Annotated in this window: 26 protein-coding genes; 8 read left to right on the forward strand and 18 right to left on the reverse strand. The window is 62.5% G+C overall.

The window, feature by feature from the left end; genetic code table 11:
* Positions 1–143 precede the first annotated feature (143 nt).
* Positions 144–1,667 (forward strand): apolipoprotein N-acyltransferase, encoded by a 1,524-nt coding sequence (gene lnt / locus PFLCHA0_RS26940; RefSeq protein ID WP_026020052.1) that lies wholly within the window; start codon positions 144–146, stop codon positions 1,665–1,667.
* A 44-nt stretch (positions 1,668–1,711) separates the two neighbouring features.
* Here lnt and PFLCHA0_RS26945 read toward each other — a convergent pair whose 3' ends face one another.
* Together PFLCHA0_RS26945 and PFLCHA0_RS26950 are read right to left on the reverse strand one after the other, a co-directional pair.
* Positions 1,712–2,473, reverse strand: a complete 762-nt coding sequence (locus PFLCHA0_RS26945; RefSeq protein WP_015637160.1) for a YdcF family protein — start codon at positions 2,471–2,473, stop codon at positions 1,712–1,714.
* A 127-nt stretch (positions 2,474–2,600) separates the two neighbouring features.
* Positions 2,601–2,921, reverse strand: coding sequence for a hypothetical protein (locus PFLCHA0_RS26950; RefSeq protein WP_011063656.1), 321 nt, complete (start codon positions 2,919–2,921; stop codon positions 2,601–2,603).
* A 260-nt stretch (positions 2,922–3,181) separates the two neighbouring features.
* On the opposite strand from PFLCHA0_RS26950, the gene leuS reads away from it, so the two are divergent.
* From leuS to PFLCHA0_RS26975, 5 genes are all read left to right on the forward strand, one after another.
* Positions 3,182–5,788, forward strand: a complete 2,607-nt coding sequence (gene leuS, locus PFLCHA0_RS26955; RefSeq protein WP_015637162.1) for a leucine--tRNA ligase — start codon at positions 3,182–3,184, stop codon at positions 5,786–5,788.
* 89 nt (positions 5,789–5,877) lie between these two features.
* Positions 5,878–6,483: an LPS-assembly lipoprotein LptE gene (locus PFLCHA0_RS26960; RefSeq protein WP_015637163.1), complete on the forward strand. Its 606-nt coding sequence runs from the start codon at positions 5,878–5,880 to the stop codon at positions 6,481–6,483.
* A gap of 40 nt (positions 6,484–6,523) precedes the next feature.
* Positions 6,524–7,561, forward strand: coding sequence for a DNA polymerase III subunit delta (gene holA / locus PFLCHA0_RS26965; RefSeq protein ID WP_011063659.1), 1,038 nt, complete (start codon positions 6,524–6,526; stop codon positions 7,559–7,561).
* Between the two features lie 112 nt (positions 7,562–7,673).
* Entirely contained in the window at positions 7,674–7,835 is a 162-nt protein-coding gene (gene arfA, locus PFLCHA0_RS26970; RefSeq protein ID WP_015637164.1) for an alternative ribosome rescue factor ArfA, read from the forward strand.
* Positions 7,836–7,898: 63 nt separating this feature from the next.
* Complete coding sequence (locus tag PFLCHA0_RS26975; protein ID WP_015637165.1) at positions 7,899–9,221, forward strand: lytic murein transglycosylase; 1,323 nt, start codon at positions 7,899–7,901, stop codon at positions 9,219–9,221.
* A gap of 46 nt (positions 9,222–9,267) precedes the next feature.
* Here PFLCHA0_RS26975 and PFLCHA0_RS26980 read toward each other — a convergent pair whose 3' ends face one another.
* The 13 genes from PFLCHA0_RS26980 to PFLCHA0_RS27040 all read right to left on the reverse strand — a co-directional run bounded on the left by PFLCHA0_RS26980 (position 9,268) and on the right by PFLCHA0_RS27040 (position 21,677).
* Positions 9,268–10,215, reverse strand: coding sequence for a S66 peptidase family protein (locus PFLCHA0_RS26980; RefSeq protein WP_015637166.1), 948 nt, complete (start codon positions 10,213–10,215; stop codon positions 9,268–9,270).
* A 151-nt stretch (positions 10,216–10,366) separates the two neighbouring features.
* The gene (lipA, locus tag PFLCHA0_RS26985; RefSeq protein ID WP_011063663.1) at positions 10,367–11,389 is read right to left on the reverse strand and encodes a lipoyl synthase; all 1,023 of its coding nucleotides are present in this window, start codon (positions 11,387–11,389) and stop codon (positions 10,367–10,369) included.
* A gap of 1 nt (position 11,390) precedes the next feature.
* Entirely contained in the window at positions 11,391–12,038 is a 648-nt protein-coding gene (lipB, locus tag PFLCHA0_RS26990; protein WP_015637167.1) for a lipoyl(octanoyl) transferase LipB, read from the reverse strand.
* Complete coding sequence (locus tag PFLCHA0_RS26995) at positions 12,038–12,313, reverse strand: DUF493 domain-containing protein (protein ID WP_011063665.1); 276 nt, start codon at positions 12,311–12,313, stop codon at positions 12,038–12,040. The genes lipB and PFLCHA0_RS26995 overlap by 1 nt, the downstream gene beginning before the upstream one ends.
* 81 nt (positions 12,314–12,394) lie before the next feature.
* Complete coding sequence (locus PFLCHA0_RS27000) at positions 12,395–13,552, reverse strand: D-alanyl-D-alanine carboxypeptidase family protein (RefSeq protein WP_011063666.1); 1,158 nt, start codon at positions 13,550–13,552, stop codon at positions 12,395–12,397.
* A 186-nt stretch (positions 13,553–13,738) separates the two neighbouring features.
* Entirely contained in the window at positions 13,739–14,737 is a 999-nt protein-coding gene (locus PFLCHA0_RS27005) for a septal ring lytic transglycosylase RlpA family protein (RefSeq protein WP_011063667.1), read from the reverse strand.
* The gene (gene mltB, locus PFLCHA0_RS27010) at positions 14,737–15,747 is read right to left on the reverse strand and encodes a lytic murein transglycosylase B (protein WP_011063668.1); all 1,011 of its coding nucleotides are present in this window, start codon (positions 15,745–15,747) and stop codon (positions 14,737–14,739) included. The genes PFLCHA0_RS27005 and mltB overlap by 1 nt, the downstream gene beginning before the upstream one ends.
* 17 nt (positions 15,748–15,764) lie before the next feature.
* The gene (rodA, locus tag PFLCHA0_RS27015; protein ID WP_015637169.1) at positions 15,765–16,868 is read right to left on the reverse strand and encodes a rod shape-determining protein RodA; all 1,104 of its coding nucleotides are present in this window, start codon (positions 16,866–16,868) and stop codon (positions 15,765–15,767) included.
* Positions 16,869–16,899: 31 nt separating this feature from the next.
* Complete coding sequence (gene mrdA, locus PFLCHA0_RS27020) at positions 16,900–18,795, reverse strand: penicillin-binding protein 2 (RefSeq protein WP_015637170.1); 1,896 nt, start codon at positions 18,793–18,795, stop codon at positions 16,900–16,902.
* Positions 18,796–18,807: 12 nt separating this feature from the next.
* Positions 18,808–19,275, reverse strand: coding sequence for a 23S rRNA (pseudouridine(1915)-N(3))-methyltransferase RlmH (rlmH, locus tag PFLCHA0_RS27025; protein WP_011063671.1), 468 nt, complete (start codon positions 19,273–19,275; stop codon positions 18,808–18,810).
* Between the two features lie 9 nt (positions 19,276–19,284).
* Complete coding sequence (gene rsfS / locus PFLCHA0_RS27030) at positions 19,285–19,707, reverse strand: ribosome silencing factor (protein ID WP_015637171.1); 423 nt, start codon at positions 19,705–19,707, stop codon at positions 19,285–19,287.
* 60 nt (positions 19,708–19,767) lie between these two features.
* Entirely contained in the window at positions 19,768–20,412 is a 645-nt protein-coding gene (gene nadD, locus PFLCHA0_RS27035; RefSeq protein ID WP_011063673.1) for a nicotinate-nucleotide adenylyltransferase, read from the reverse strand.
* Positions 20,412–21,677 carry a glutamate-5-semialdehyde dehydrogenase gene (locus tag PFLCHA0_RS27040; RefSeq protein WP_011063674.1) on the reverse strand — a complete coding sequence of 422 codons (1,266 nt, stop codon included), beginning with the start codon at positions 21,675–21,677 and terminating at the stop codon, positions 20,412–20,414. The genes nadD and PFLCHA0_RS27040 overlap by 1 nt, the downstream gene beginning before the upstream one ends.
* Positions 21,678–21,853: 176 nt before the next feature.
* On the opposite strand from PFLCHA0_RS27040, the gene PFLCHA0_RS27045 reads away from it, so the two are divergent.
* Both PFLCHA0_RS27045 and PFLCHA0_RS27050 read left to right on the forward strand, forming a co-directional pair.
* Positions 21,854–22,540, forward strand: coding sequence for a DNA-3-methyladenine glycosylase (locus PFLCHA0_RS27045; RefSeq protein ID WP_011063675.1), 687 nt, complete (start codon positions 21,854–21,856; stop codon positions 22,538–22,540).
* Between the two features lie 45 nt (positions 22,541–22,585).
* Positions 22,586–23,902 carry a bifunctional DedA family/phosphatase PAP2 family protein gene (locus tag PFLCHA0_RS27050; protein ID WP_015637173.1) on the forward strand — a complete coding sequence of 439 codons (1,317 nt, stop codon included), beginning with the start codon at positions 22,586–22,588 and terminating at the stop codon, positions 23,900–23,902.
* A gap of 42 nt (positions 23,903–23,944) precedes the next feature.
* Here PFLCHA0_RS27050 and PFLCHA0_RS27055 read toward each other — a convergent pair whose 3' ends face one another.
* The 3 genes from PFLCHA0_RS27055 to PFLCHA0_RS27065 are packed head-to-tail and all read right to left on the reverse strand — an operon-like array spanning position 23,945 to position 25,621.
* Positions 23,945–24,535, reverse strand: coding sequence for an LON peptidase substrate-binding domain-containing protein (locus PFLCHA0_RS27055; RefSeq protein WP_015637174.1), 591 nt, complete (start codon positions 24,533–24,535; stop codon positions 23,945–23,947).
* 10 nt (positions 24,536–24,545) lie between these two features.
* A complete protein-coding gene (locus tag PFLCHA0_RS27060; protein WP_011063678.1) occupies positions 24,546–25,262 on the reverse strand; it encodes an LrgB family protein in 717 nt (238 codons plus the stop codon).
* Positions 25,259–25,621 (reverse strand): CidA/LrgA family protein, encoded by a 363-nt coding sequence (locus PFLCHA0_RS27065; RefSeq protein ID WP_011063679.1) that lies wholly within the window; start codon positions 25,619–25,621, stop codon positions 25,259–25,261. Before PFLCHA0_RS27065 ends, PFLCHA0_RS27060 begins: the two co-directional genes overlap by 4 nt.
* Between the last annotated feature and the right edge of the window lie 10 nt (positions 25,622–25,631).

The raw sequence follows: 25,631 nt of genomic DNA on the forward strand, positions 1-25,631 counted from the left end.
CCACTTGCCTGGCCTCAGGCGATACAGGGCGGGGACGCATCGGCCGAGCAGCGCTGCGTGACTCGACGCTCATCTGAAACAACCCAACCATTCTCCTCGTGCCTCGCGCGGTACGACACAGGAAAGAGCTGATGAAACGCCTCTTGCAGCGCTCAACCCGCCCCGGCTGGCCCGGCAACCTGCTGGCCGTGATCGCCGGCGCCATCACCACCCTGGCCCTGGCCCCCTACAACATCTGGCCTCTGGCGCTGCTGGCAGTCGGCCTGTTCTACGCCGGGCTGCGCGAGCTGACACCGCGCCAGGCCCTGGGCCGCGGCTGGTGCTTCGGCTTCGGCCTGTTCGGGGCTGGCACCAGTTGGATCTACGTCAGCATTCACACCTATGGCGGCGCCTCGGCCCTGCTTGCCGGCCTGCTGATGCTGGCCTTCATCGCCGCCATCGCCTGGTTTTTCGCACTGCCTGCCTGGCTCTGGGCCCGCTGGTTACGACGCAATGAAGCGCCGCTGGCGGACGCCCTGGCATTCGCGGCCCTGTGGCTGGGCCAGGAAGCCTTTCGTGGCTGGTTCCTCACCGGTTTTCCCTGGCTGTATTCCGGCTACAGCCAGCTTGACGGCCCACTGGCCGGGCTCGCGCCGCTGGGTGGCATCTGGCTGATCTCCTTCTCACTGGCCCTCACCGCGGCGCTGCTCTACAACCTGCCGCGACTGATCAAGGCCGGGCGCAAAGCCTTCATCGTTGCGGGCCTGCTTCTGTTGGCAGCCCCCTGGATCGTGGGCCTGGCCCTGAAAGGCCATGCCTGGACCAGCCCCGCCGGAGAGCCGCTATCGGTCGCCGCCATCCAGGGCAATATCGAACAGAGCATGAAGTGGGACCCGGCCGAGCTCAACGCCCAGTTGGCGCTGTATCGCGACATGAGTTTTCGCAGCAAGCGCGTAGACCTGCTGGTCTGGCCGGAAACCGCAGTACCAGTGCTCAAGGAGTCGGCCGAAGGCTACCTGACGATGATGGGCAACTTTGCCGCCGACCGTCATTCCGCGCTGATTACCGGCGTTCCGGTGCGCCAACTGGTACGCCATGAAAAACGCTACTTCAACGGCATCACCGTGACCGGCGAAGGGGACGGCACCTACCTCAAGCAGAAGCTGGTGCCTTTTGGCGAGTACGTGCCCCTGCAGGAAGTGCTGCGCGGCCTGATCGACTTCTTCAACCTGCCGATGTCGGACTTCGCCCGCGGCCCGGCCGACCAGCCGCTGCTGCAGGCCAAGGGCTATCAGATAGCGCCGTTCATCTGCTACGAAGTGGTCTACCCCGAATTCGCCGCCAGCCTTTCGGCCCGTAGCGACCTGCTACTGACCATCAGCAATGACACCTGGTTCGGCACTTCCATCGGCCCCCTGCAACACTTGCAGATGGCGCAGATGCGCGCCCTGGAAGCCGGGCGCTGGATGATTCGCGCGACCAACAACGGCGTCACCGGGCTGATCGATCCGTTCGGCAGGATCACGGTACAGATTCCCCAGTTCGAACGCGGCATTCTGTACGGCGAGGTCGTGCCCATGCACAACCTGACGCCGTATCTGCAATGGCGCTCCTGGCCGCTGGTGGTGCTCTGCACCCTGCTGTTTGGCTGGGCCTTGCTGGCCAGCCGTATTGCCAAGACCGTTTGAGGGCCCTCACTGGCAATCCGGCTCCCGAGGGAGCCGGATTGACATCAGCGATAGAACAACCGGTAGCCCAATTGGCCCATTGCCTCATTGAGCAACTGCCCGCTCTGCCAGATCGACTTGAACTCAGGCATCCAGCCTCCGAGCGGACGGGCGTTATCCATTCCCAGGAACCCCACTGGCGCAGGCACCACTTCAAACCCGGCGTGCTCGAAACTCCACACCGAGCGGGGCATGTGCCAGGCCTGGGTCACCACCACCACACGCTTGATCCCCAATGGCAGCAGGACTTCGGCGCTGAACTGCGCGTTTTCCCAGGTAGTGCGGCTGCGACCTTCCTGCCAGCGCACCGTCACGCCAAAGTCATCGAGCAGGGATTGCGCCATCAACGCAGCCTCGGTGGGCGGCGTACCGTAATGCAAGCCGCCGCTGGTCAGCACCGGCAGCCCGGAGGCCTTGGCCAGGCGCGCGGCATAGCGTTCGCGCTCCAGCCCCACGCCGGTGGGCTGATCGGAGCCCCACGCCGGATCGCCCCGCTCCCGCCCCGAACCCAGCACCACAATCACATCCGCCTGCTCGGCCAGGCTCGCCCATTGGCTTTGCGGCAAGGGCGGCAGGCGCTCCAGACCGCGCGCCCCCCACTCCACCATGACCGGCAGGCTCATCAACCAGAAACCACCCAGCCCCAAGGCAAAACACCAACCTGCCAGCCGTGGCCGGGAACGGCGCAAGCCCCAAGCAAGCAGCAGCAACAGCAACAGAATGCCGGGCGGCAGCAGCAACTGTTTGATGAAATAGCGAAAAGGCATCGAGCATCTCCAACAAGATGCCCGAAGCCTAAAGGGGATACCTGTCCGGCAACAACCAATGCCTGGTATTTTTGCTCCCGAGGTCCTCGGCCGCGACCTCGCTCGACCCGATAAGGGGCCCTGGGACCTACTTGAACTGCTGAGATCGGACTTTCACCGATGCTTTGACGGGCGCCTGATCCTTCAGCCAAATGATCTTGGCCGAACGAGGCACCTCCTGGTGTTGCAGACTGCCCATTGGATTGATCTGCATTTCACGTTGATGGCGGGCCAGATAGGCCCTGATCAATTCAAACTCCGCCCGGCTCAAACCCCGCAGCTCCAGCTCGATAGGCCGCTCATTGCGCAGTCGATCCGCCGTTTTTGCCGCATCCAGGGCCAGAGCCAGTCGATTGAGGAGCCTTTCATACACCTCCGGTTCTGTTGCTTTTCGCTGCGATTCAAGCATCCGTTCACCTCATCGAAGATAAGACTCACTCCCCTTTTTGAGCTTAGTCGGACAGCCGAAAGCGACGCGCCGCCGCGACCAACGGCCCGCCCGAGCAATCAGGGTTTCCCTCGGCAGAGTGCGGTCATGTATGCTACGGCGCTTCCTGTAACTCCACTTCCAGCTCCATCGGGCACTGAAAAACGCCGCATTTGGCGTCATCGCCACCCGAAGTTGCGTTGAAGAGGATTAGGCCACCCCTATTCAGTACAAAAGTAGCCATGCACGAACACTATCAGCCCCGTGAAATCGAAGCCGCCGCCCAGTCGTTCTGGGACGAGCAAAAGTCCTTTGAAGTCAGTGAACAGCCAGGCAAGGAAACTTACTACTGCCTATCGATGTTCCCTTACCCCAGCGGCAAGCTACACATGGGGCACGTGCGCAACTACACCATCGGCGACGTGATCTCCCGCTACCAGCGCATGCAAGGCAAGAACGTTCTGCAACCCATGGGTTGGGACGCCTTCGGCATGCCGGCGGAAAACGCCGCGATGAAAAACAACGTGGCTCCCGCCAAGTGGACCTACGAAAACATCGCCTACATGAAGACCCAGTTGCGCAGCCTGGGCCTGGCGGTGGACTGGTCCCGCGAGGTCACCACCTGCAAGCCGGACTACTACCGCTGGGAACAGTGGCTGTTCACCCGTCTGTTCGAAAAAGGCGTGATCTACCGCAAGAACGGCACCGTGAACTGGGACCCCATCGACCAGACCGTGCTGGCCAACGAACAGGTGATCGACGGCCGCGGCTGGCGTTCCGGCGCGCTAATCGAAAAGCGCGAAATTCCGATGTACTACTTCAAGATCACCGCCTACGCGGATGAACTGCTGGAGAGCCTCGACGAACTGCCGGGCTGGCCCGAGCAGGTCAAGACCATGCAACGCAACTGGATCGGCAAATCCCGTGGCATGGAAGTGCAATTTCCCTACGACCAGGCCTCCATCGGCGAAGCCGGGACCCTGAAAGTTTTCACCACCCGTCCAGACACCCTGATGGGCGCGACCTACGTTGCCGTGGCAGCCGAGCACCCGCTGGCCACCCTGGCAGCACAGGACAACCCCGAGCTGCAGGCCTTCATCGCCGAATGCAAGGGTGGCAGCGTCGCCGAAGCCGACATGGCGACCCAGGAAAAGAAAGGCCTGCCGACTTCGCTGTTCGTCGAGCACCCGCTGACCGGTGAAAAACTCCCGGTCTGGGTCGCCAACTACGTGCTCATGCACTACGGCGACGGCGCAGTCATGGCGGTACCGGCCCACGATGAGCGCGACTTCGAGTTCGCCACCAAGTACAACCTGCCGATCAAGGCCGTGGTACGCACCAGCGCTGGCAATGAAACTCCGGCGCCCTGGCAGGACGCTTACGGCGAGCATGGCGAGCTGATCAACTCCGGCGAGTTCAACGGCCTGGACTTCCCTGGCGCGTTCGATGCCATCGAAGTGGCGCTGCTGAAGAAGAACCTCGGCCAATCGCGCACCCAGTTCCGCCTGCGGGACTGGGGCATCAGCCGCCAGCGCTACTGGGGCTGCCCGATCCCGATCATCCACTGCGACAGCTGCGGCGATGTACCCGTCCCGCAAGAGCAGTTGCCGGTGGTATTGCCGGAAGACGTGGTTCCCGATGGCGCCGGTTCGCCACTGGCGCGCATGCCCGAGTTCTACGAGTGCAGCTGCCCGAAATGCGGAGCACCTGCCAAGCGTGAAACCGACACCATGGACACCTTCGTCGAGTCCTCGTGGTACTACGCCCGTTACGCCTCGCCGCACTATGAAGGCGGCCTGGTAGATCCGGCCGCGGCCAACCACTGGTTGCCGGTGGATCAGTACATCGGCGGTATCGAACACGCCATCCTGCACCTGCTCTACGCGCGTTTCTTCCACAAGCTGATGCGTGACGAAGGCCTGGTGAGTTCCAACGAGCCGTTCAAGAACCTGCTCACCCAGGGCATGGTGATTGCCGAGACCTACTACCGTCGCGAAGCCAATGGCAGCTACACCTGGTACAACCCGGCGGATGTCGAGCTGGAGCGTGACAGCAAGGCCAAGATCATTGGCGCCAAACTCATCTCCGACGGCCTGCCGGTGGAGATCGGTGGCACCGAGAAGATGGCCAAGTCGAAGAACAATGGCGTCGACCCGCAATCGATGATCGAACAATATGGCGCCGATACCTGCCGCCTGTTCATGATGTTCGCCTCGCCGCCCGACATGAGCCTGGAATGGTCCGACTCTGGCGTTGAAGGTGCGCACCGCTTCCTCAAGCGCGTCTGGCGCCTGGCCCAGGCCCACGTCAGCCAGGGGCTGCCGGGGGATCTGGATGTAGCGACCCTGAGCGACGAGCAGAAAGCCATTCGCCGTGCAATCCACCTGGCCATCAAACAGGCCAGCCAGGACGTAGGCCAGCATCACAAATTCAACACCGCCATCGCCCAGGTGATGACTCTGATGAACGTCCTGGAAAAAGCGCCGCAAGGCAGCGAACAGGACCGTGCACTGCTGCAGGAAGGCTTGCAGACCGTGGCCCTGTTGCTCGCCCCGATCACTCCACACATCAGTCATGAGCTGTGGGGCCAACTGGGTCAAGGCGGCGCGATCATCGATGCCGGCTGGCCAGCCTTGGACGAAAGCGCGCTGGTGCAGGACAGCCTGCAACTGGTGATCCAGGTCAACGGCAAACTGCGTGGCCAGATCGAGATGCCAGCCAGCGCCAGCCGTGAAGAAGTCGAAGCGGCCGCTCGCAGCAACGAGAACGTATTGCGCTTCACCGAAGGCCTTACGATTCGCAAGGTCATCGTGGTGCCGGGCAAACTGGTCAACATCGTCGCCAGCTAATTGGATCAGGCGCCCGGTCCGGGATCGGGCGCCGAATAAAACCTCCAGGGCCACAAGGTTGGCCCATCTGGTTTCAAGGGGAGCAATACATGATCAAACGTAATCTGCTGGTGATGGGCCTGGCCGTGCTGCTGAGCGCCTGCGGCTTCCAGCTGCGCGGTACTGGAACCCAGGAGCTGTCCATCAAGGAACTGGACCTGAGCGCCCGGGACGCCTACGGCACCACCATCAAGATGCTCAAGCAGCAGCTGGAAAGCAGCGGTGTGCGAGTCCATGCCGGCGCACCTTACAAGCTGGTGCTGCTGAGCGAGGAGAACTCCCAGCGTACCCTCAGCTACACCGGCGGTGGCAGCTCGGCCGAGTACGAGATCGGCACCACGCTCAGGTATGAGATCCTGACTCACGACAACCTGCACCTGCTGGATGACAAACTGGAAGTGCAGAAAGTCTTCCTGCACGACGGCAACAACATCACCGGTTCCGACCAGGAGTCTTCCGAGACCCGCAAGGAAATGCGTCGTGACCTGATCCAGCGCATGCTGATCCGTCTGCAATTGCTGACCCCGGAACAGCTTGCCCAGCTGCAGGCGACCGCCGAAGCCAAGGCCAAGGCAGAAGCCGACGCCCTGGAAGCCGCACGCAAGGCTGAGGCGGAAACCCCGCGACAGTCCCCTATGGAACTGCCGAACCAGTAAGCCATGCGGGGCGCTCCGGCGCCCCCCCTGGCACCCGCCTATGAAACTAGCCCCCGCCCAACTCGGCAAACACCTGCAAGGCACTCTCGCACCGATCTACGTGATCAGCGGTGATGATCCACTGCTTTGTCAGGAAGCCGCCGACGCCATTCGCTCTGCCGTACGCCAGCAGGGCTTCGATGAGCGCCAGGTATTCAGCGCCGACGCCAGTTTCGACTGGGGCACCCTGCTGCAAGCAGGCGCCAGCATGTCGCTGTTCGCCGAAAAACGCCTGCTGGAATTGCGCCTGCCCTCGGGCAAGCCCGGTGACAAGGGCGCAGCAGCGCTGATCGAATACTGTTCGCGGCCTGCCGAAGACACGGTGCTGTTGATCAGTCTGCCCAAACTCGATGGCAGCGCGCAGAAAACCAAATGGGGCAAGGCGCTGGTCGAGGGTGCCCAGACTCAGTTCGTACAGATCTGGCCGGTGGATGCCAACCAGCTGCCGCAGTGGATTCGCCAGCGCCTGTCCCAGGCCGGCTTGTCCGCCAGCCAGGATGCCGTCGAATTGATCGCCGCCCGGGTCGAAGGCAACCTGCTGGCTGCCGCCCAGGAAATCGAGAAGCTCAAGCTGATGGCCGAGGGCGGCCAGATCACCGTCGAAACGGTCCAGGCGGCGGTGGCCGACAGTGCCCGCTTCGACGTATTCGGCCTGGTGGACGCCATCCTCAATGGTGAAGCGGCCCATGCCCTGCGCATGCTGGAAGGCTTGCGCGGCGAAGGCGTGGAACCACCGGTGATTCTCTGGGCACTGTCCCGGGAACTGCGCCTGCTGGCCAACCTGGCCCTGCAGTTCAGCCAGGGCGTGCCATTGGACAAGGTCTTCAGCCAGGCTCGCCCGCCCGTCTGGGACAAACGCAAACCCCTGATGAGCAAAGCCCTGCAGCGCTACTCCGCACAACGCTGGGGCCAACTGCTGCTCGATGCCCAGCGCATTGATGCGCAGATCAAGGGACAGGCCAGTGGCTCGCCCTGGAGCAGCCTGAGCCGCTTATCGCTGCTGATGGCCGGCCAGCGCCTGGCGCTTGCGGCCGAGTAAAGCGGCCACCCCGTCACGCTTACAATTTTCTGCATCCATGATGCTGGACAGCGGCCCGACTCTGGCCGATGATCTGCGCCGCAACACCTCCCTCCCAAAGTGAGTATTGAGCATGAGCAAGCCATCCAAGCATGGCCCCAACAAGGCCAAATCCATCGTCGCCCAGCCACTGTTCCGCAGCCGTCAGGAACGCCCGGCCAAGGGCAAAGGCAGCTACCGCCGCGAAGCCTTCCAGTCTAAAAGCTGGGAGGCTTCTTACTTTCTGGCTGCCTGAAGCCCAGAACCCCGCCGGCATGATAAGGTCTGCACCTGATTGTTATTCTCTCTGGACCCGTGCATGCCCTTTTGTCTTTCCCGTCGTTGGCACATGCGCCAACTGATCGCTGCCTCCAGCCTTATTCTGCTAGTCGCCTGCGCGGAAAAACCCACCGCCGCCGACGCCCAGCCACTGCCCAGCCTCCAGGCAGCCCCTCTTGCCGCACCTGCCACTGTCGCGCCCCTGACCGTCGACAACCTGGATATCCAGCCCACCCAGACCTTTGACCAATGGTTGAACGCCTTCCGTGCCGAAGCCTTGGGCGCCGGTATCCGTGCCGAAGTATTTGATCGCGCCTTTGCCGGCGTGACCCCGGACATGAGCGTGATCAAGGCCGACCGCAGCCAGCCCGAGTTCAGCCGCCCAGTATGGGAATACCTGGAGGGGGCGCTGTCCCCGGTACGGGTACGCAAGGGCCAGGCACTGCTGGTGCAGTACAGCGACATCCTGCAACGGATCGAACAGCGCTATGGCGTCGACCGCCAGGCATTGGTGGCGGTGTGGGGCATGGAAAGCAATTTCGGCGACTTCCAGGGCAACAAATCGGTCATTCGCTCCTTGGCCACCCTGGCCTATGAAGGTCGGCGCCCGGCCTTTGCCAACAGCCAATTGATCGCTGCGCTGCAGATCATCCAGCATGGCGATATACAGCCCGAGAAAATGCTCGGCTCCTGGGCCGGAGCCATGGGCCAGACCCAGTTCATTCCCACCACCTACAACACCCACGCCGTGGACTTCGACGGCGATGGCCGCCGGGATATCTGGAACAGCCCGGCCGATGCACTGGCCTCCACCGCGCACTATCTGCAGAGTTCCGGCTGGCAACAGGGACAGCCCTGGGGTCTTGAAGTACAGCTCAACAGTGGTTTCGACTACGCCCTGGCCGACGCCTCCACCCGCAAGACCGTGGGCGAATGGATGCGCCTGGGCATGACTCCTGCCAATGGCAAGGCCCTGCCTTACGGCTCGGAACACCTGTCGGCCTCACTGCTCTTGCCAGCGGGTTACCGCGGCCCGGCGTTCCTGATCCTGGACAACTTCCGGGCAGTGCTCAAATACAACAACTCCTCGTCCTATGCCCTGGCGGTGAACCTGCTCTCCGAACGCTTCGGCGGAGCCGGTCAGATCAGCGGCAGTTGGCCCAAGGACGACCTGCCCCTGAGCCGCTCCGAGCGCATCGAGCTACAGACACTGCTCAGTGCCAACAGCTATGACGCCGGCAATCCCGACGGCATCATCGGCGCCAACACCCGCAAGGCCATTCGTAATGCCCAACAGGCACTGGGCTGGCCCGCGGATGGCTATCCGACCCACAAGCTGCTGGAAAGCCTGCGCAATCGTTAGGAGCCGGTCCGGCGCAGGGGAAACACTCCCCTCGCCGGCCCTGCGATTACTTGAAGACCACATCCTGCGCCAGGGTCAGTTCCCTGGCTCCCGCATCCAGCCTGACCAGCGCGCCCATGGGCAAGGTCAGGTTGGGGTCGCAGTGACCACTGCGCCATCCCGCCAGCACCGGAATCCGCAGCGGTTCGAAGGTCTGCTTGAGCAAAGCGCACAACGCCGCAAAATCCACACCGGCCATATCCCCCACCAATACCCCACGCAGATTTTCCAGCTTGCCGGCCAGGCGCAGGTGATTGAGCAGGCGATCTATGCGGTACAGCGGCTCATTGACATCCTCGATAAACAGGATGATGCCGTCGGTATTGATCTCATACGGGGTGCCCAGGGTACTGGCGATCAGCGACAGGTTCCCGCCCAGCAGGGAGCCCAGCGCAATGCCCGGCTCGATGGTGGTCAAGGGGAAGGCCACGGGATGGGGCAGCAGGCTGCCAGCCCGGGCCTGGCCTCGAAGCAGATTGAAAAAGGAAGCCTCGGTGGGCGCCTGCTTGTCGCCCAGCAGGTCGGCGTTGAGCATCGGCCCGTGAAAGCTCACAAAGCCGGCATAACGGTTGATCGCCAGGTGCAGGGCGGTGATATCGCTGTAGCCGACAAAGGGCTTGGGATTGCGCCGCAACAGATCGAAATCGATCTTGTCCAGCAGGCGGGGGCTGCCGTAGCCGCCACGCAGGCACAGAATGGCGTCTATGTCCGTGTCGGCGAAAGCCTCATGCAGGTCCTTGAGGCGCGCTTCGTCGCTACCGGCCAGGTACCCCTCCTGCAACCCGACACCCGGGAAGATCCGTAGGCTGTATCCCCTGGAGCGCATCCATTGGTGGGCTTTTTCAGTATCCAGCGCTGCGGGACCGGCAGGTGCAATAAGGCCGATAACGCCTTCTGCGGCCAGCGCCGGCACCGGCAGGTGGGCGTTCAGCGCAGCAGTCGGTTGGATAGGCATGCAGATTCTCCCTGTGTGAATTCACTCAAGCACAGTAGCCATGAATGGTGTCAAACAGAAGAGGCGGGATTTAAAAAGCGGCAGGTGTTGCGAAAGTGCTCGAAAGAGCCGGGGAACTGCCCGCAAGACGTGCGCCTTGCGGGCAGGCAGATCAGGAAACCAGGCCTGCCTTGGCCAGTTTCGCTTGTTCGTCGGCATGGTACGAAGAACGTACCAGCGGGCCGGAAGCAACGTTCTTGAACCCCATCCGATAACCTTCCTCGGCGAACCAGGCGAAGGTGTCAGGGTGCACGAAGCGCTGGACCGGCAGGTGGTTGCGCGACGGTTGCAGGTACTGGCCAAGGGTCAGCATGTCGATGTCGTGCTCGCGCATGCGCTTCATGACCTCGATGACTTCGTCATCGGTTTCACCCAGGCCCAGCATCAGCCCGGACTTGGTCGGCACATGCGGCACCAGTTGCTTGAATTTCTGCAGCAGGGTCAGCGACCACTGGTAGTCCGAGCCAGGACGGGCGGCCTTGTACAGGCGCGGCACTGTTTCCAGGTTGTGGTTGAACACGTCCGGCGGCGTGGCGGCGGTGATTTCCAGGGCAACATCCATGCGGCCACGGTAGTCGGGAACCAGGGTTTCCAACTGCACGTTCGGCGACAACTTGCGGATTTCACGGATGCAGTCGGCAAAGTGCTGGGCACCGCCGTCACGCAGGTCATCGCGGTCCACCGAGGTGATCACCACGTATTTCAGGCGCAGATCGGCGATGGCCACCGCAAGGTTCATCGGCTCGTCGACATCCAGAGGCTTCGGACGGCCATGACCAACGTCACAGAAGGGGCAGCGACGGGTGCAGATGTCACCCATGATCATGAAGGTCGCGGTGCCACCGGAGAAGCACTCGCCCAGGTTCGGGCAGGACGCCTCTTCGCAGACGCTGTGCAGCTTGTGCTTGCGCAGCAGCTGCTTGATCCGATCGACTTCCGGGGAGACGGGGATGCGTACGCGAATCCAGTCCGGTTTCTTCGGCAGTTCGGTGGTCGGAATGATCTTCACCGGAATGCGCGCGACCTTTTCCGCACCGCGCAATTTGACGCCGGTTTCAACTTTCGGACGGGCCGCTCGCTCGGAGATATCCAGCGTCGGGATCAGGGTTTGAACAGCGTCTTGCGCAGTAGTCATATCAGTCGATTCCGCCCGTTAGGGTCGTCTGCTCAGCATAGTCGAGGTGTTTGACGAGCTGCGCACGCAGCCGGGCACTTACCTCGGCAAATTCAATCGGCCCTGCATGGTCGCTCAGCTGGGTCATCGCCAACCCGGCATAACCACAGGGGTTAATCCGTCGAAACGGCTGCAAATCCATGTCCACGTTCAAGGCCAGACCGTGAAAAGAGCATCCGTGACGGATACGCAGGCCCAGGGAGGCGATTTTCGCCCCATTGACGTAGACGCCCGGTGCATCGGGCTTGGCCGCCGCCGGCACGCCGTAGCTGGCCAGCAGCTCGATCAGGCAGTGCTCCATGCGGTTGACCAGGTCACGCACACCGAAACCTAATCGGCGCACATCCAGCAGCAGGTAGGCCACCAACTGGCCAGGGCCGTGATAGGTCACCTGGCCGCCGCGGTCCACCTGCACCACGGGGATATCCCCCGGGAGCAGCAGGTGCTCGGCCTTGCCGGCCTGGCCCTGGGTGAATACCGGTGGATGCTGCACCAGCCAGACTTCATCCGGTGCATCGCTACCGCGTTCATTGGTAAAGCGCTGCATCGCTTGCCAGACCGGCTCGTAAGCCATCTGGCCAAGCTCACGAAAGCCCAGCGTCTGTGGCATCACAGCACCATGTGGACGACACCGGTAGCACGCAGGGCACTATTGATATCACGCAGTTGGTCTTCACCGGTGGCGGTGATGTGCAGTTGTACGGTGGTGTACTTGCCGTTGCTGCTTTGACGCTCGGCCAGGGACTTGATGTCCAGCTTGGCGTACTTGGCAAGGATCTCGATCACGGTGTCCTTGAAGCCGACAACCGTGTCACCGATCACCTTGATCGGATAGTCATCGACGGGAAACTCAATCTTGTGCGACTTAACGTCAGTGTCTGTCATGGCAGTAACGGCCTCGTATAGCCGGACGACGGACATGGCCCCCGCTCCACTGGGGAACGAGGGCCACGCAGGTCGACAATATCAGTTGAACAAGCCGTAGAAGAATAGACGGATGCTATCCCACATGCGACGGAAGATACCACCTTCGTCGACCGCTTCCAGGGCGATCAGATCAGCGCTGTGCACCACCTTGTCGTCCAGTTTCACTTCGACTTTACCAATTACGTCGCCCTTGGCGATCGGCGCGATCAGTTGCGGGTTCATGGTCATGCTGGCGGCGAGCTTTTTCAACTGGCCTTTAGGCATAGTCATGGTCAGGTCTTCGGCCAGACCGGCTTTGACCTGATGAGTGGTGCCCTTCCAGACCTGGGCCTGGGCCAGCTCGGTGCCCTTCTGGTAGAAGGTCTGGGTTTCGAAGAAACGGAAACCGTAAGTCAGCAGCTTCTGGGTTTCAGCAGCACGAGCCTGTTCGCTGTTGGTACCGAACACCACGGCGATCAGGCGCATGCCATCACGCACCGCCGAGGACACCATGCAGTAGCCGGCTTCGTCGGTATGGCCGGTCTTCAGGCCATCAACGGTCTTGTCGCGCCACAGCAGCAGGTTGCGGTTGGGTTGCTTGATGCCGTTCCAGAAGAACTCCTTCTGCGAGTAGATCGCGTAGTGCGCAGGGTCTTCGTGGATGATCGCGCGAGCCAGCACCGCCATGTCGTGGGCCGACGAGTAATGCTCTGGGTTCGGCAGGCCGGTAGGGTTCATGAAGTGGCTGTTGCTCATGCCCAGGTCGGTAGCCGTCTTATTCATCATGTCGGCGAACGCGTCTTCGCTACCGGCGATATGCTCGGAAACCGCGACGCTGGCGTCGTTACCCGACTGGATGATGATGCCGTGCAGCAGGTCGCTGACGGTGACTTGCGAACCCACCTTGATGAACATCCGCGAACCGCCGGTACGCCAGGCGTTCTCGCTGACGGTCACCGGATCGTTCTCGCCGATCTGGCCGCGACGGATTTCCAGGGTCGCGATGTAGGCGGTCATCAGCTTGGTCAGGCTGGCCGGCGGCAGGCGCTGGTCACCATTGTTCTCCACCAGCACGTTACCGCTGCTGGCGTCCATGAGCACATAGGATTTGGCGGCCAGTTGCGGTGGCGACGGCATCGCTTCGACCGCCCAGGCGGCGGGCGTGATGATCAGCGGGACAAGCAGGCACAGGCGTTTGGCAAAGGTGGTGATGTTCATCCGTCTCTCGAAGTTGCTAATGGAAACTTGCCCTTGCGGGCAAAACTATTTCAGACAGCCTTCTAAAGGGCTGTCGCGTGTGCAGTTGTTCACTCACTGACCCTTGCCGGGCTTTTGTTGTTCGACGAGCCAACAACCAGGACCCACCCCCCAATACCGCAAGCGGATCTTCAATCTTCAGTATTCTTACTCGGCAGAGACCACGCTGGCCTGCCCAAGGTTCGCCAGGCGCACACTGTTCTGCGCTTGCTGGGCCTCACCCGGCGTGCCGAATGGCCCCAGGCGCACTCGATGCAGCGTCTGTTGATTGCGGACGATCGAGCTGATGAACACCGGGGCGCTCACCATGCCACTCAATTTCGACCTCAACAGCTCGGCAGCGTCAGGGTTGGCGAAGGCGCCCACCTGCAAATACTGGCCAGAAGCTGCTGCCGTGTTTTTCACTTGTACGGGAACCACAGCCGCCGCGTGCTGCTGGGGCGGCGGGGTCCATTGTTCGACAGTGCCGGCCGAGGCCGTGACCACCGGCGCGCTATTCTGCGCCACTTGCGGCTCGTTGAGCATCAGCGGCGCCGGGCGGCCACGCTGAGCCCACCATTGCTGCGGATCGATGCCCTCGACCTTGACCCGGGCGGTGCCGGTCTCGGCATAGCCGAGCTTCTTGGCCGCGGCGTAGGAAAGGTCGATGATCCGGTCGGAATAGAACGGCCCACGGTCGTTGACCCGCAGGATCACGCTGCGATTGTTGTCCAGGTTGGTGACCTTCACGTAACTGGGCAACGGCAGGGTCTTGTGCGCGGCACTCATGCCGTACAGGTCATAGACCTCGCCATTGGCGGTGTTCTGGCCGTGGAACTTGGTGCCATACCAGGACGCCGTGCCGGAGGCCACGTAGTTCTTCGATTCCTGGATGGGGAAATAGGTCTTGCCCAGTACCGTGTAGGGGTTGGCCTTGTAGGGGCCGGTATGCAGGGTCGGGGTCGCATCGGGGATGCGCGAAACGTCGACATCCCACCACGGCGCGCCATCCTTGTGGGCGCGGTTGACGTCCAGGCCCGGCATGGAACGCACAGCGGTGGAAGATTTCTGCTGCGGCGAGCGACTCGTCGAGCAACTGACCACCAGCAAGGACAACGCGGCAAAAGCCACCAGCTTCAGGGGTTTGCGAATTGGCATTGCCAGCATTACTTGACGCCCCGTGCTTGGACCAGCTGTTCAGACAACTGATGTACGGCCATGGCGTACATCACGCTGCGGTTATAGCGAGTGATCGCGTAAAAATTCTTCAGGCCCATCCAGTATTCCGGGCCATTGTCACCTTCCAGACGGAAAGCGGTGACCGGCATATCATCGCGCAGCGCATCATGACTCGACCAGCCCAGGGCCCGCAACTCCCCGACGGTTTTCGTCGGTTCGATCCCGGTGGTCAAGCCTTCATCTACCCGATCGCCACGCACATCGGCGCGACTGACCACCGGTTCGCCGGCCACCCAGCCGTGGCGTTTGAAATAGCTGGCCACACTGCCGATGGCATCATCGGGGTTGGTCCAGATATTGATGTGGCCGTCACCGTCGAAGTCCACCGCATAAGCCCGAAAACTGCTGGGCATGAACTGTGGTAGGCCCATGGCTCCGGCGTAGGAACCCTTGAGGCTCAATGGATCGACCTGCTCCTCACGCGCCAGCAGCAGAAACTCGCGCAGTTCCTTGCGAAAGAACTCGGCACGGGGCGGATAATCGAAACCCAGGGTGGACAATGCGTCGATCACCCGGTAATTCCCGGTATTTCGACCGAAAAAGGTTTCAACGCCGATGATCGAGACAATTACCTGGGCCGGTACGCCATATTCCTGCTCGGCGCGGGCCAGCACCGCTTCATGCTGGCGCCAGAAATCCACACCGCGGGCAATGCGCGCGTCGGTGATGAACATCGGCCGGTATTCCTTCCACTGCTTGACCCGCTCGGCGGGCCGCGAAATGGCGTCAAGAATCGACTGCTTGCGCTCGGCCTCGCGGAACACAGCCATCAGCTGCTCCCCGGCAAAACCATAGTCCCGAGTCATTTCGCCCACGAATTCGGCCACCTGGGGCGAACCTTCGTAATCACCGGCGAACGCGGGCTGCGCTGCACCAAGGATGCTTACCAGACCGACCCACGGCGCCTGCCGAGCGGCCCAGCCACGCATTGCTTGCATTGAATTCTTCACCTTAATCAAACCTGCGCGATCCACTTGCGATGGGTATGGATCGACATCAAAACCCCAAACGCTGACAGTAGCGTCACCAGCGAAGTTCCTCCGTAGCTAATGAACGGCAACGGCACCCCTACGACCGGCAACAAGCCACTGACCATACCGATGTTGACGAAAACGTAAACAAAAAACGTCATGGTCAGGCTGCCCGCGAGCAATTTGCCAAACAGTGTCTGGGCCTGGGCGGTGATCACCAGCCCGCGCCCGATCAGCAGCAGGTAGATCAGCAGCAGCGCACAGATGCCCACCAGGCCGAACTCCTCGCCCATGACAGCGATAATGAAGTCGGTGTGGCTCTCCGGCAAAAAGTCCAGGTGCGACTGGGTGCCCAGCAGCCAGCCCTTGCCGAACACCCCACCGGAGCCGATGGCGGCCTTGGACTGGATGATGTTCCAGCCGGTGCCCAGCGGATCGCTCTCCGGGTCGAGGAAAGTCAGGATCCGCTGCTTCTGGTAGTCGTGCATGATGAAGAACCACATGGCGATGGCCACGGGAACCGCAGCCGCCAGCACGCTGAGGATCCAGCGCCAGCGCAGGCCGCCCATGAACAGCACGAAGGTGCCGCCGGCCAGGATCAGCAAGGCCGTACCCAGGTCAGGCTGGCGCACGATCAGGATGAACGGAATGCCAATCAGCACCAGGCTGATCCCCACATGCTTGAGATGGGGTGGCAGGGTGCGCTTGGACAGGTACCAGGCGATGGTCGCCGGCATGATGATCTTCATGAACTCCGATGGCTGGAAGCGGATCACCCCGGGGATGTTGATCCAGCGGGTCGCCCCCATGGCGTTGTGGCCCATGACATCTACCACCACCAGCAGCACCACGCCGAACACGTAGCCCAGCGGCACCCAGCGGGCCATGAAGCGCGGCTCGAACTGGGCGATGACGATCATCGACACCAGGCCGATACCGAATGAAGTGGCCTGTTTGGCCAGCAGGTCCCAACTCTTGCCGCTGGCGGAATACAGCACGAACAGGCTGCCGGCAGCCAGGGTCAGCAGCAGCACCAGCAGCGGGCCATCGATATGCAGGCGCTGCAACAGCGTCGCGCGACGACGCATCACATCCTCACTGGAGAGGATGCGGTCAAAATTACTCTTCACGGGCCGTAGCCTCCGCGCTGATAGGGCTGGCGAACTCGGGCTTGAGCTGGCCGTCCTGGCCGAGAAGCCAGGCATCCATCACCTGACGCACTACCGGTGCCGCGACGCCGGAGCCCGACTCACCGTTCTCGACCATGACCGAGACCACGATCTTGGGGTTTTCCGCCGGCGCGAAGCCGACGAACAAGGCGTGGTCACGATGCCGTTCCTGGACCTTGGAGCGGTCGTACTTCTCGCCCTGCTTGATCGCCACCACCTGGGCGGTACCACTCTTGCCGGCAATCCGGTACGGCGAACCGGCCGCAGCCTTGCGCGCGGTGCCCCGGGCACCGTGCATCACCTGCTGCATGCCATGGTTGACCTTCGTCCAGTCCGAGGGGTCACGCAGGACAATGTCCGGCATCGGGTTGTGATCCACCGGCTTCTCGCCCTCGATGCTTTTGGCCAGGTGCGGCCGGTTCCACTTGCCCTTGCTGGCGACCAGGGCGGTGGCCTGGGCCAGTTGCAACGGCGTGGACTGCATGTAGCCCTGGCCGATCCCGAGAATCAGGGTCTCCCCCGGGAACCAGGCCTGGCGCCGGGTGGCGCGCTTCCATTCGCGGGTCGGCATCAAGCCCGGCGACTCCTCGAACATGTCCAAAGAGACCTTCTGGCCGATACCGAACTTGCTCATGTAGGCGGACAGCCGGTCGATCCCCAGCTTGTGGGCCAGGTCGTAGAAATAGGTGTCGTTGGACCGCATGATCGCGGTATCCAGGTCGACATAACCGTCACCGGTACGGTTCCAGTTGCGGTACTTGTGGTCGTAGTTGGGCAACTGGTAGTAGCCCGGGTCGTAGACCCGGGTCGAAGCCGTGACCACGCCGGCATCCAGCCCGGCAATGGCCACCGCCGGCTTGATGGTCGAACCCGGCGGATAGAGGCCACGCAGCACCCGGTTGAACAGCGGCCGGTCGATGGAATCGCGCAGCTCGGCATAGGCCTTGAAGCTGATGCCGGTGACGAACAGGTTGGGGTCGAAGCTCGGCTGGCTGACCATCGCCAGCACTTCACCGGTACTCGGGTCCAGGGCTACCACCGCGCCACGGCGCCCGCCCAGGGCCAGTTCCGCGGCTTCCTGCAACTTGATGTCCAGGCTCAGGACAATGTCCTTGCCGGGAATCGGGTCGGTGCGCTTGAGCACCCGCAGCACCCGGCCACGGGCGTTGGTCTCGACCTCTTCGTAACCCACCTGGCCGTGCAGCTCAGGCTCGTAGAAGCGCTCGATGCCGGTCTTGCCGATATGGTGGGTGCCGCTGTAGTTCACCGGATCGAGGGACTTGAGCTCTTTCTCGTTGATCCGCCCCATATAGCCCACGGAGTGCGCAAAATGCGCACCCTGGGGGTAATGCCGGACCAGTTGGGCCACCACTTCCACACCGGGCAGGCGGAACTGGTTCACCGCGATCCGGGCGATCTGCTCTTCCGTCAGCTCGAACAGGATCGGCACCGGCTCGAAAGGCCGACGCCCCTGCCTCATGCGCTTTTCAAACAGCACCCGGTCTTCCGGAGTCAGCTCCAGCACCTCGACGATCACGTCGAGCACCTGCTGCCAGTCGCCAGAGCGCTCGCGGGTCATGCTCAGGCTGAAACTGGGCCGGTTGTCCGCCACCACCACGCCATTGCGGTCGAAAATCAACCCGCGAGTCGGTGGAATCGGCTGCACGTGGACCCGGTTGTTCTCCGAAAGGGTGGAGTGGTAGTCGTACTGGATCACCTGCAGGTAATACAGCCGGGCAATCAGCACACCGATCAGGCAAACCACCATGATGGCGCCGAACACGACACGGCCACGCACCAGACGGGCGTCTTTTTCGTGGTCCTTGATGCGGATCGGCTGGGACATGAGGGGCGCGGGCTACTTGTGGTAAGGGTGCCCGGACAGCACGGTCCAGGCGCGATACAGCTGTTCACCGATGAGAATCCGCACCAGCGGGTGCGGCAAGGTCAGCGGCGACAGCGACCAGCGCTGATCCGCCCGCGCACAGACCTCCGGCGCCAGCCCTTCCGGGCCGCCGACCATGAAATTCACGGTGCGCGAATCGAGACGCCAGCGATCCAGTTCCACCGCCAGTTGCTCGGTGCTCCAGGGTTTGCCATGCACCTCGAGGGTGACGATGCGCTCGTTATGCCCGACCTTGGCCAGCATGGCCTCGCCCTCCTGACGGATGAAGCGAGCCACGTCGGCGTTCTTGCCCCGGGTATTGAGCGGAATTTCCACCAGTTCCAACGCCAGCTCGGATGGCAGACGCTTGGCATACTCGTGCCAACCCTCTTCCACCCACTTGGGCATGCGTGAACCGACAGCGATCAGACGCAGGCGCACAGCCGTCCCTTATTGCTGGTCTTTGTTGAGCTTGGTGAAGTGCTCGTGACCATGCTCCGGGCTGTGGTGCTTGCCATCGGCCGCGCGGCTCTGCTCGGCGCCCTGCCACAGACGCTCCAGGTCGTAGAACTGGCGGGCCGAGGCGGTCATCATGTGCACGATCACGTCGTCCAGGTCCAGCAGCACCCAGTCGCTGTCGCCCTTGCCTTCTTCACCCAATGGGCGCACGCCTTGGGCCTTGACCATTTCACGGACCTTTTCCAGCATCGCGCCGATCTGGCGGTTGGAGGTACCGGTAGCGATGATCATGTAGTCAGTGATGCTCTGCTTGTCGCGAACATCGATCACCAGGACGTCCTGGGCCTTGACGTCTTCCAGCGCGGCGACAGCCACCTTGACCAGATCTTCGCCTTTCATTACTTGGTTAGTCATATAAAACTCGTTTAGCTCGTATGTTTGGAACGCCGCTCAGCACAGGCCGGCAGCGCTCCTTCAGTTCGGCGCACGGTAAAGCCCGTGTGCATCGATATAGGCCAGGACCGCGTCAGGCACCAGGAAACGTACCGACTTACCGCTGGCCAGCAGTTGACGGATCTGGGTGGCGGACACCGCAAGCGGCGTCTGCCAGACGAATGCAATGTGTCCCCCAGGCCCTTGCAGGGCCAAAGGGTCGCTCACCGAACGCGCTGCCAGCAGGTTGCGCAAGGCATCCGGCGGTTCGCTGTCGGCATCCGGGCGTTGCAGCACCAGGATGTGGCAATGCTGGAGTAACTCTTCCCAGCGATGCCAGGTGGGCAGGCCGCAAAACGCGTCCCAGCCCAGTAACAGAAACAACTGGTCATCTGCGGCCAGCTCGGCCCGCATCTGTTCCAGGGTGTCGATGGTGTAGGACGGCTTGTCCCGTTTCAGCTCACGGTCGTCCACCACCAGGGGTGAAACGCCCGCCACCGCACACTCGACCATCGCCAGACGATCGAGGGCCGACACCTGCGGTGTATCCCGATGGGGCGGCCTGGCACTGGGTACCAGGCGCAGCTCATCGAGTTGCATGGATTCCGCCACCTCCAGCGCGCCACGCAAGTGGCCGATATGCACTGGATCGAAGGTGCCGCCCAGCAGACCGATACGTTTGCCCATCAAGTACGCACGTGACCGTCGCCAAAGACTACGTACTTCTCGCTGGTCAGCCCTTCCAGCCCAACCGGGCCACGGGCGTGCAGCTTGTCGGTGGAAATGCCGATCTCCGCGCCCAGGCCGTACTCGAAGCCGTCGGCAAAGCGCGTCGAGGCATTGACCATGACCGAACTGGAATCCACTTCGTTAAGGAAGCGCCGGGCGTCACTGAAGTTTTCGGTGACGATCGAGTCGGTGTGGTGCGAGCCATAGGTATTGATGTGCTCGATGGCCTGCTCCAGGTTGTCCAGCACGCGGATCGAGAGGATCGGCGCGGTGTACTCGGTGCGCCAGTCTTCTTCGGTTGCTTCCAACACACCGGCACCGAGGAGTGCGCGGGTTTGCGCACAGCCACGCAGCTCGACGCCCTTGTCGCGATAGATCGCGGCCAATGGCGGCAATACGCGCTCGGCAATGGCGGAGTGAACCAGCAGGGTTTCCATGGTGTTGCACGGTGCATAGCGCTGGGTCTTGGCGTTGTCGGCAATGCGAATGGCCTTGTCCAGGTCCGCCGCGACATCGATATACACGTGGCAGACGCCGTCCAGGTGCTTGATCACCGGCACCTTGGCGTCACGGCTGACCCGCTCGATCAGGCTCTTGCCGCCACGGGGCACGATCACGTCGACGAACTCGGGCATGGTGATCAGCGCTCCAACCGCAGCGCGGTCGGTGGTTTCCACTACCTGCACCACGTGAGGCGGCAGGTCGGCCGCCGCCAGGCCCTGCTGAATGCAGGTGGCGATGGCGCGGTTGGAATGGATCGCCTCGGAACCGCCGCGCAGGATGGTGGCGTTGCCCGACTTCAGGCACAGGCTGGCCGCATCGATGGTCACGTTCGGGCGCGACTCGTAGATGATGCCGATCACCCCCAGGGGCACGCGCATCTTGCCCACCTGGATGCCCGACGGCAGGTAGCGCATGTCGCGGATTTCACCGATGGGGTCAGGCAGCTTGGCCACCTGACGCAGGCCTTCGATCATTTCGTCGATACGCGCCGGGGTCAGCGCCAGGCGATCCAGCAGAGCCGGCTCCAGACCATTGGCCCGGCCGTTGGCCAGGTCCTGCTCGTTGGCCGCAGTCAGTTCCGGTCGTGCCGCGTCCAACGCATCGGCAGCCGCCAGCAGCGCACGGTTCTTTTGCGCGGTGGTGGCACGGGCGATCACCCGGGAAGCCTGGCGGGCAGCGCGACCCAGGCGGGTCATGTAGTCAAGAACGGACTCAGTCATGGTCTGGTGTGGTCTTGGCAAAGAGGAAAGCGGCTGATTATAGCTGTCGCGCCGGCCCACGGACAGCGGTCACGGGCGGATGGTCGAAATGGAGTGCAAATACCCGGCGTTCAGCCTGAATTAAGCCTGGAGTTGTTACCATTGCGTCACCTTTTCCGCCATAACCCTTCGCCACCATGTCCATTCTGACCTCTGCAAAACTGCCAAAAGCCCTGCCGGACGGCTTTTTCGACCGTGATGCCGAGCTTTTGGCCCGCGAACTGTTGGGCAAAGTCATCCGCCATAAAGTCGGCGATCTGTGGCTGTCCGCGCGCATTATCGAAACCGAAGCCTATTACTGCGAGGAAAAAGGCAGCCACGCCTCCCTCGGCTACACAGAAAAGCGTAAGGCTTTGTTTCTGGACGGCGGCCACATCTATATGTACTACGCCCGCGGCGGCGACTCCCTGAACTTCAGCGCCCGGGGCCCTGGCAATGCCGTACTGATCAAGTCCGCCTATCCCTGGGTCGATGAAGTCTCCGGCCCTGCCAGCCTGGCGCAGATGCTGCTGAACAATCCGGACGCCAGTGGCCGGCCGCGCCCCGCGCAAAAGCTCTGCGCCGGCCAGACCCTGCTGTGCAAGGCCCTGGGCCTGAAGGTTCCGGTCTGGGATGCGAAACGCTTCGATCACGAGATTCTCTTCGTCGAAGATGTGGGTGCCGCCGTGCCACACATCCTCCAGACCACCCGCCTGGGCATCCCCCATGGGCGTGACGAACACCTGATGTATCGCTTTGTCGATGCCGCCTACGCCCCCTACTGCACGCGCAACCCTATGCGTCGCGGCCAGGTCGAAGGGCGCGACTACCTGGTGCTCGGCTGACGCCACCGTCCCACCTCAGCAAAAAACAACAACGGAGTTGAATTTATGGGCCCATGGCTCGACAGCGTGACCGCCTGGCTAACCAGCAACCCCCAATGGCTGGCAGCCGCAGTGTTCATCGTGGCCTGCATGGAATGCCTGGCGATCGTGGGCCTGATCGTGCCGGGCACGGTCCTGCTGTTCGCGATTGCGGTACTGGCCGGCAATGGCGCCCTGTCACTGGGGGAAACCCTGCTCCTGGGTGCTGCCGGCGGATTGCTGGGGGACGTGATGTCCTATCTGCTGGGACGGCATTTCCACCAAGGCATTCGCCGCTTGCCCGGCCTTCGTCATCACCCTGAATGGATCAGCGGTGCGGAAAGCTACTTCCAGCGCTATGGCATCGCCAGCCTGCTGGTGGGCCGCTTCATCGGCCCGCTACGACCAATGCTGCCGATGGTGGCCGGAATGTTCGACATGCCGTTCCCACGTTTCCTCGCCGTCAGCCTGCTGGCGGCGGCGGGCTGGTCGCTGGCCTATCTGCTGCCGGGCTGGGCCACGGGCGCGGCGATTCGCCTGCCCCTGCCCGAAGGCTTCTGGCCCCAGGCGGGCATCGTCATTGGCAGCCTGGTGGTGCTTGTCGGCCTGAGCGTCAACAGCAGCCTGCGGCGCCATCGCCGGGCAACCCTGTTGATGTCCGGCCTGAGCCTGCTGATTCTGGCAGGGCTGTTCATCGGCTATCCGTACCTGACGCAGTTCGACCAGGGCCTGATCGCCCTGGTACAGGAGCACCGGGACCCGGCTCTGGACAAGATCATGGTCATGGTCACCCAGATCGGCGAGTTCCGCGCCATGTTCATCCTCAGCGCAGTGCTGACCCTGCTGCTCCTGGCCCTGCGCCAATGGCGCCAGGCCGCGTTCGCCGGAGCGACCCTGCTGTGTACTGCCCTGGCCAACACCGGCAGCAAATGGTTCTTCGCACGGGTACGCCCTGAAGTGCTGAGCGAGCCTCTCACCAGTTTCAGCATGCCCAGCGGTCACTCTTCCGGCTCCTTCGCCCTGTTCTTGACCCTGGCAGTTCTGGCCGGCCGGGGCCAGCCACCCCGCATGCGCCTGACCTGGCTGTTGCTGGGCTGCCTGCCGGCGGCCGCCATTGCCTTGTCGCGGGTCTATCTGGGGGCCCATTGGCCAACCGACATTCTCGCCGGCGCCATGCTCGCGGCCTGTGTCTGCGCCGCCAGCCTGACCCTGAGCCAATGGCAAGGCCCGCTCAAGCCGATGCCGGCCAGGGCCTGGTGGTTGCTACTGCCGGTCATGCTGTTGATGTGCGGATACATGGCGACACGGCACTTGCCTCACGCCCTGCTGCGGTACGCCTATTAAAAACGCCAGAGGCAAGCTGCAGCCGCCACTACAGGCTGCGGCTCAGGCGAAGAGTTCGCCTTGCAGCTCGTCCAGCAACTGCTGGATGGCATCCAGACGCTGCTGTGGATCATCCAGTTGCAGCAGGTCGATCTTGTCCTGTTCGGAAAAAGGCAGCAGATAGGCCAACTGATTGGCCAGTGACAGCTGCCCCGTAGCCTCGACCCCCATATCCAGGGCCTCGACCATCGGATGTTCGGCCAAGGCCTTGAGCAGCGCAATCAGGTCCGCATCCTCATCCTGCAACGGCTGTTCGGGGGCCTCTTCCAGCCATTGCACCCGGGCCACCGTCAGTTGGTCTTTCTGCACTTCGCTTTGCAGAATGCGAAAACGCCGACCGCCCCTGACCCTGATTCCCAGCAGCCCGTTGTCCTGCTGGTGGAAGTCGGTGATCAAGGCTTCACAGCCAATTTGCGCATAGCCCTGGGCGGCCGTCCCGACCTCCTCCCCTTCAAGGATGCACACCACCCCAAACCCGCTGCCCTGCTTCATGCAGCGCCCGATCATGTCGAGATAACGCGCCTCGAAAATCTGCAGATCGAGAATGCAATCGGGAAACAGCACGGTATTCAGAGGAAAAAGCGCCAGGTTCATACTTCCTTCCTTAAACCAGCAACGACACCGCCAACGGCAGCAACACCGCCGTGGCCACGCCCATCAGACTCATCGCCAGCGCCGCAAAGGCGCCGCACTCCTCACTTTCCTGCAAGGCCACCGAGGTGCCCACTGCGTGGGCGGTCATGCCCAGGGCCATGCCTCGCGCTTCCGGGCCATGCACCCCCAAACGGTTGAGCAGCCCCGGGCCAAATATCGCTCCGATCACTCCGGTAATCAGCACGAAGACCGCCGCCAACGCCGCCACGCCACCAATCTGCTCGGCCACCAGCATGGCAATGGGCGAGGTCACCGACTTGGGCGCCATGGTCATTAGGATCATGTGCTCGGCACCAAACCACCATCCCAGCAGTACGCCCAGGCTGGTAGCCACGACGCCACCCACCACCAGCGTAGCCAATATCGGCCAGAACAATTGGCGGATCCGTCGCAGGTTGAGGTACAGCGGCACCGCCAGGGCTACCGTCGCCGGGCCCAGCAGAATGCTCAGGATTTCGGTGCTCTTGCGGTACTCGGCATAGCTCAGGCCGCAGCCGAGCAGCACGCCGATCACCAGTAGCATGGACACCAGCACCGGCTGCAGGAACATCCAGCGGGTCTTCTCGAACGCCGCCAGCACCAGTTGATAGGCACCCAGCGTGATGCCGATGCCAAACAGCGGGTGATGGATCACCGCGGCCCAGGCCCCCTGCCAATCGAAGATCATTGACTGTCCTCCTGCCGGCCCTGGCGCTTGACCAGGCGCTGCATCAGCACGCCGACAAAGGCCATCGAGATCACCAGGGACAACACCAGCGCGCCGGTAATGGCCCAGAAGTCCGCGGCGATGTCCCGGGCATAGACCATGACCCCCACCGCAGGCGGCACCAGCAGCAGCGGCAGGTAACGCAGCAGGCTGCCAGCCGCGAGATTCAGCGGCTCGCCCACTTCACCGCGCACCACCAGGAAAACCAGCAGCAGCAACAGGCCGATGATGGGCCCGGGAAGCACGGGCAACAGCAGGTGATTGAGCGCCGTTCCGAGCAATTGGAACAGCACCAGCCATGTCAAACCGCGTAACAACATACCGCCTCTC

Source organism: Pseudomonas protegens CHA0, assembly GCF_000397205.1.
Classification (GTDB): Bacteria; Pseudomonadota; Gammaproteobacteria; order Pseudomonadales; family Pseudomonadaceae; genus Aquipseudomonas; species Aquipseudomonas protegens.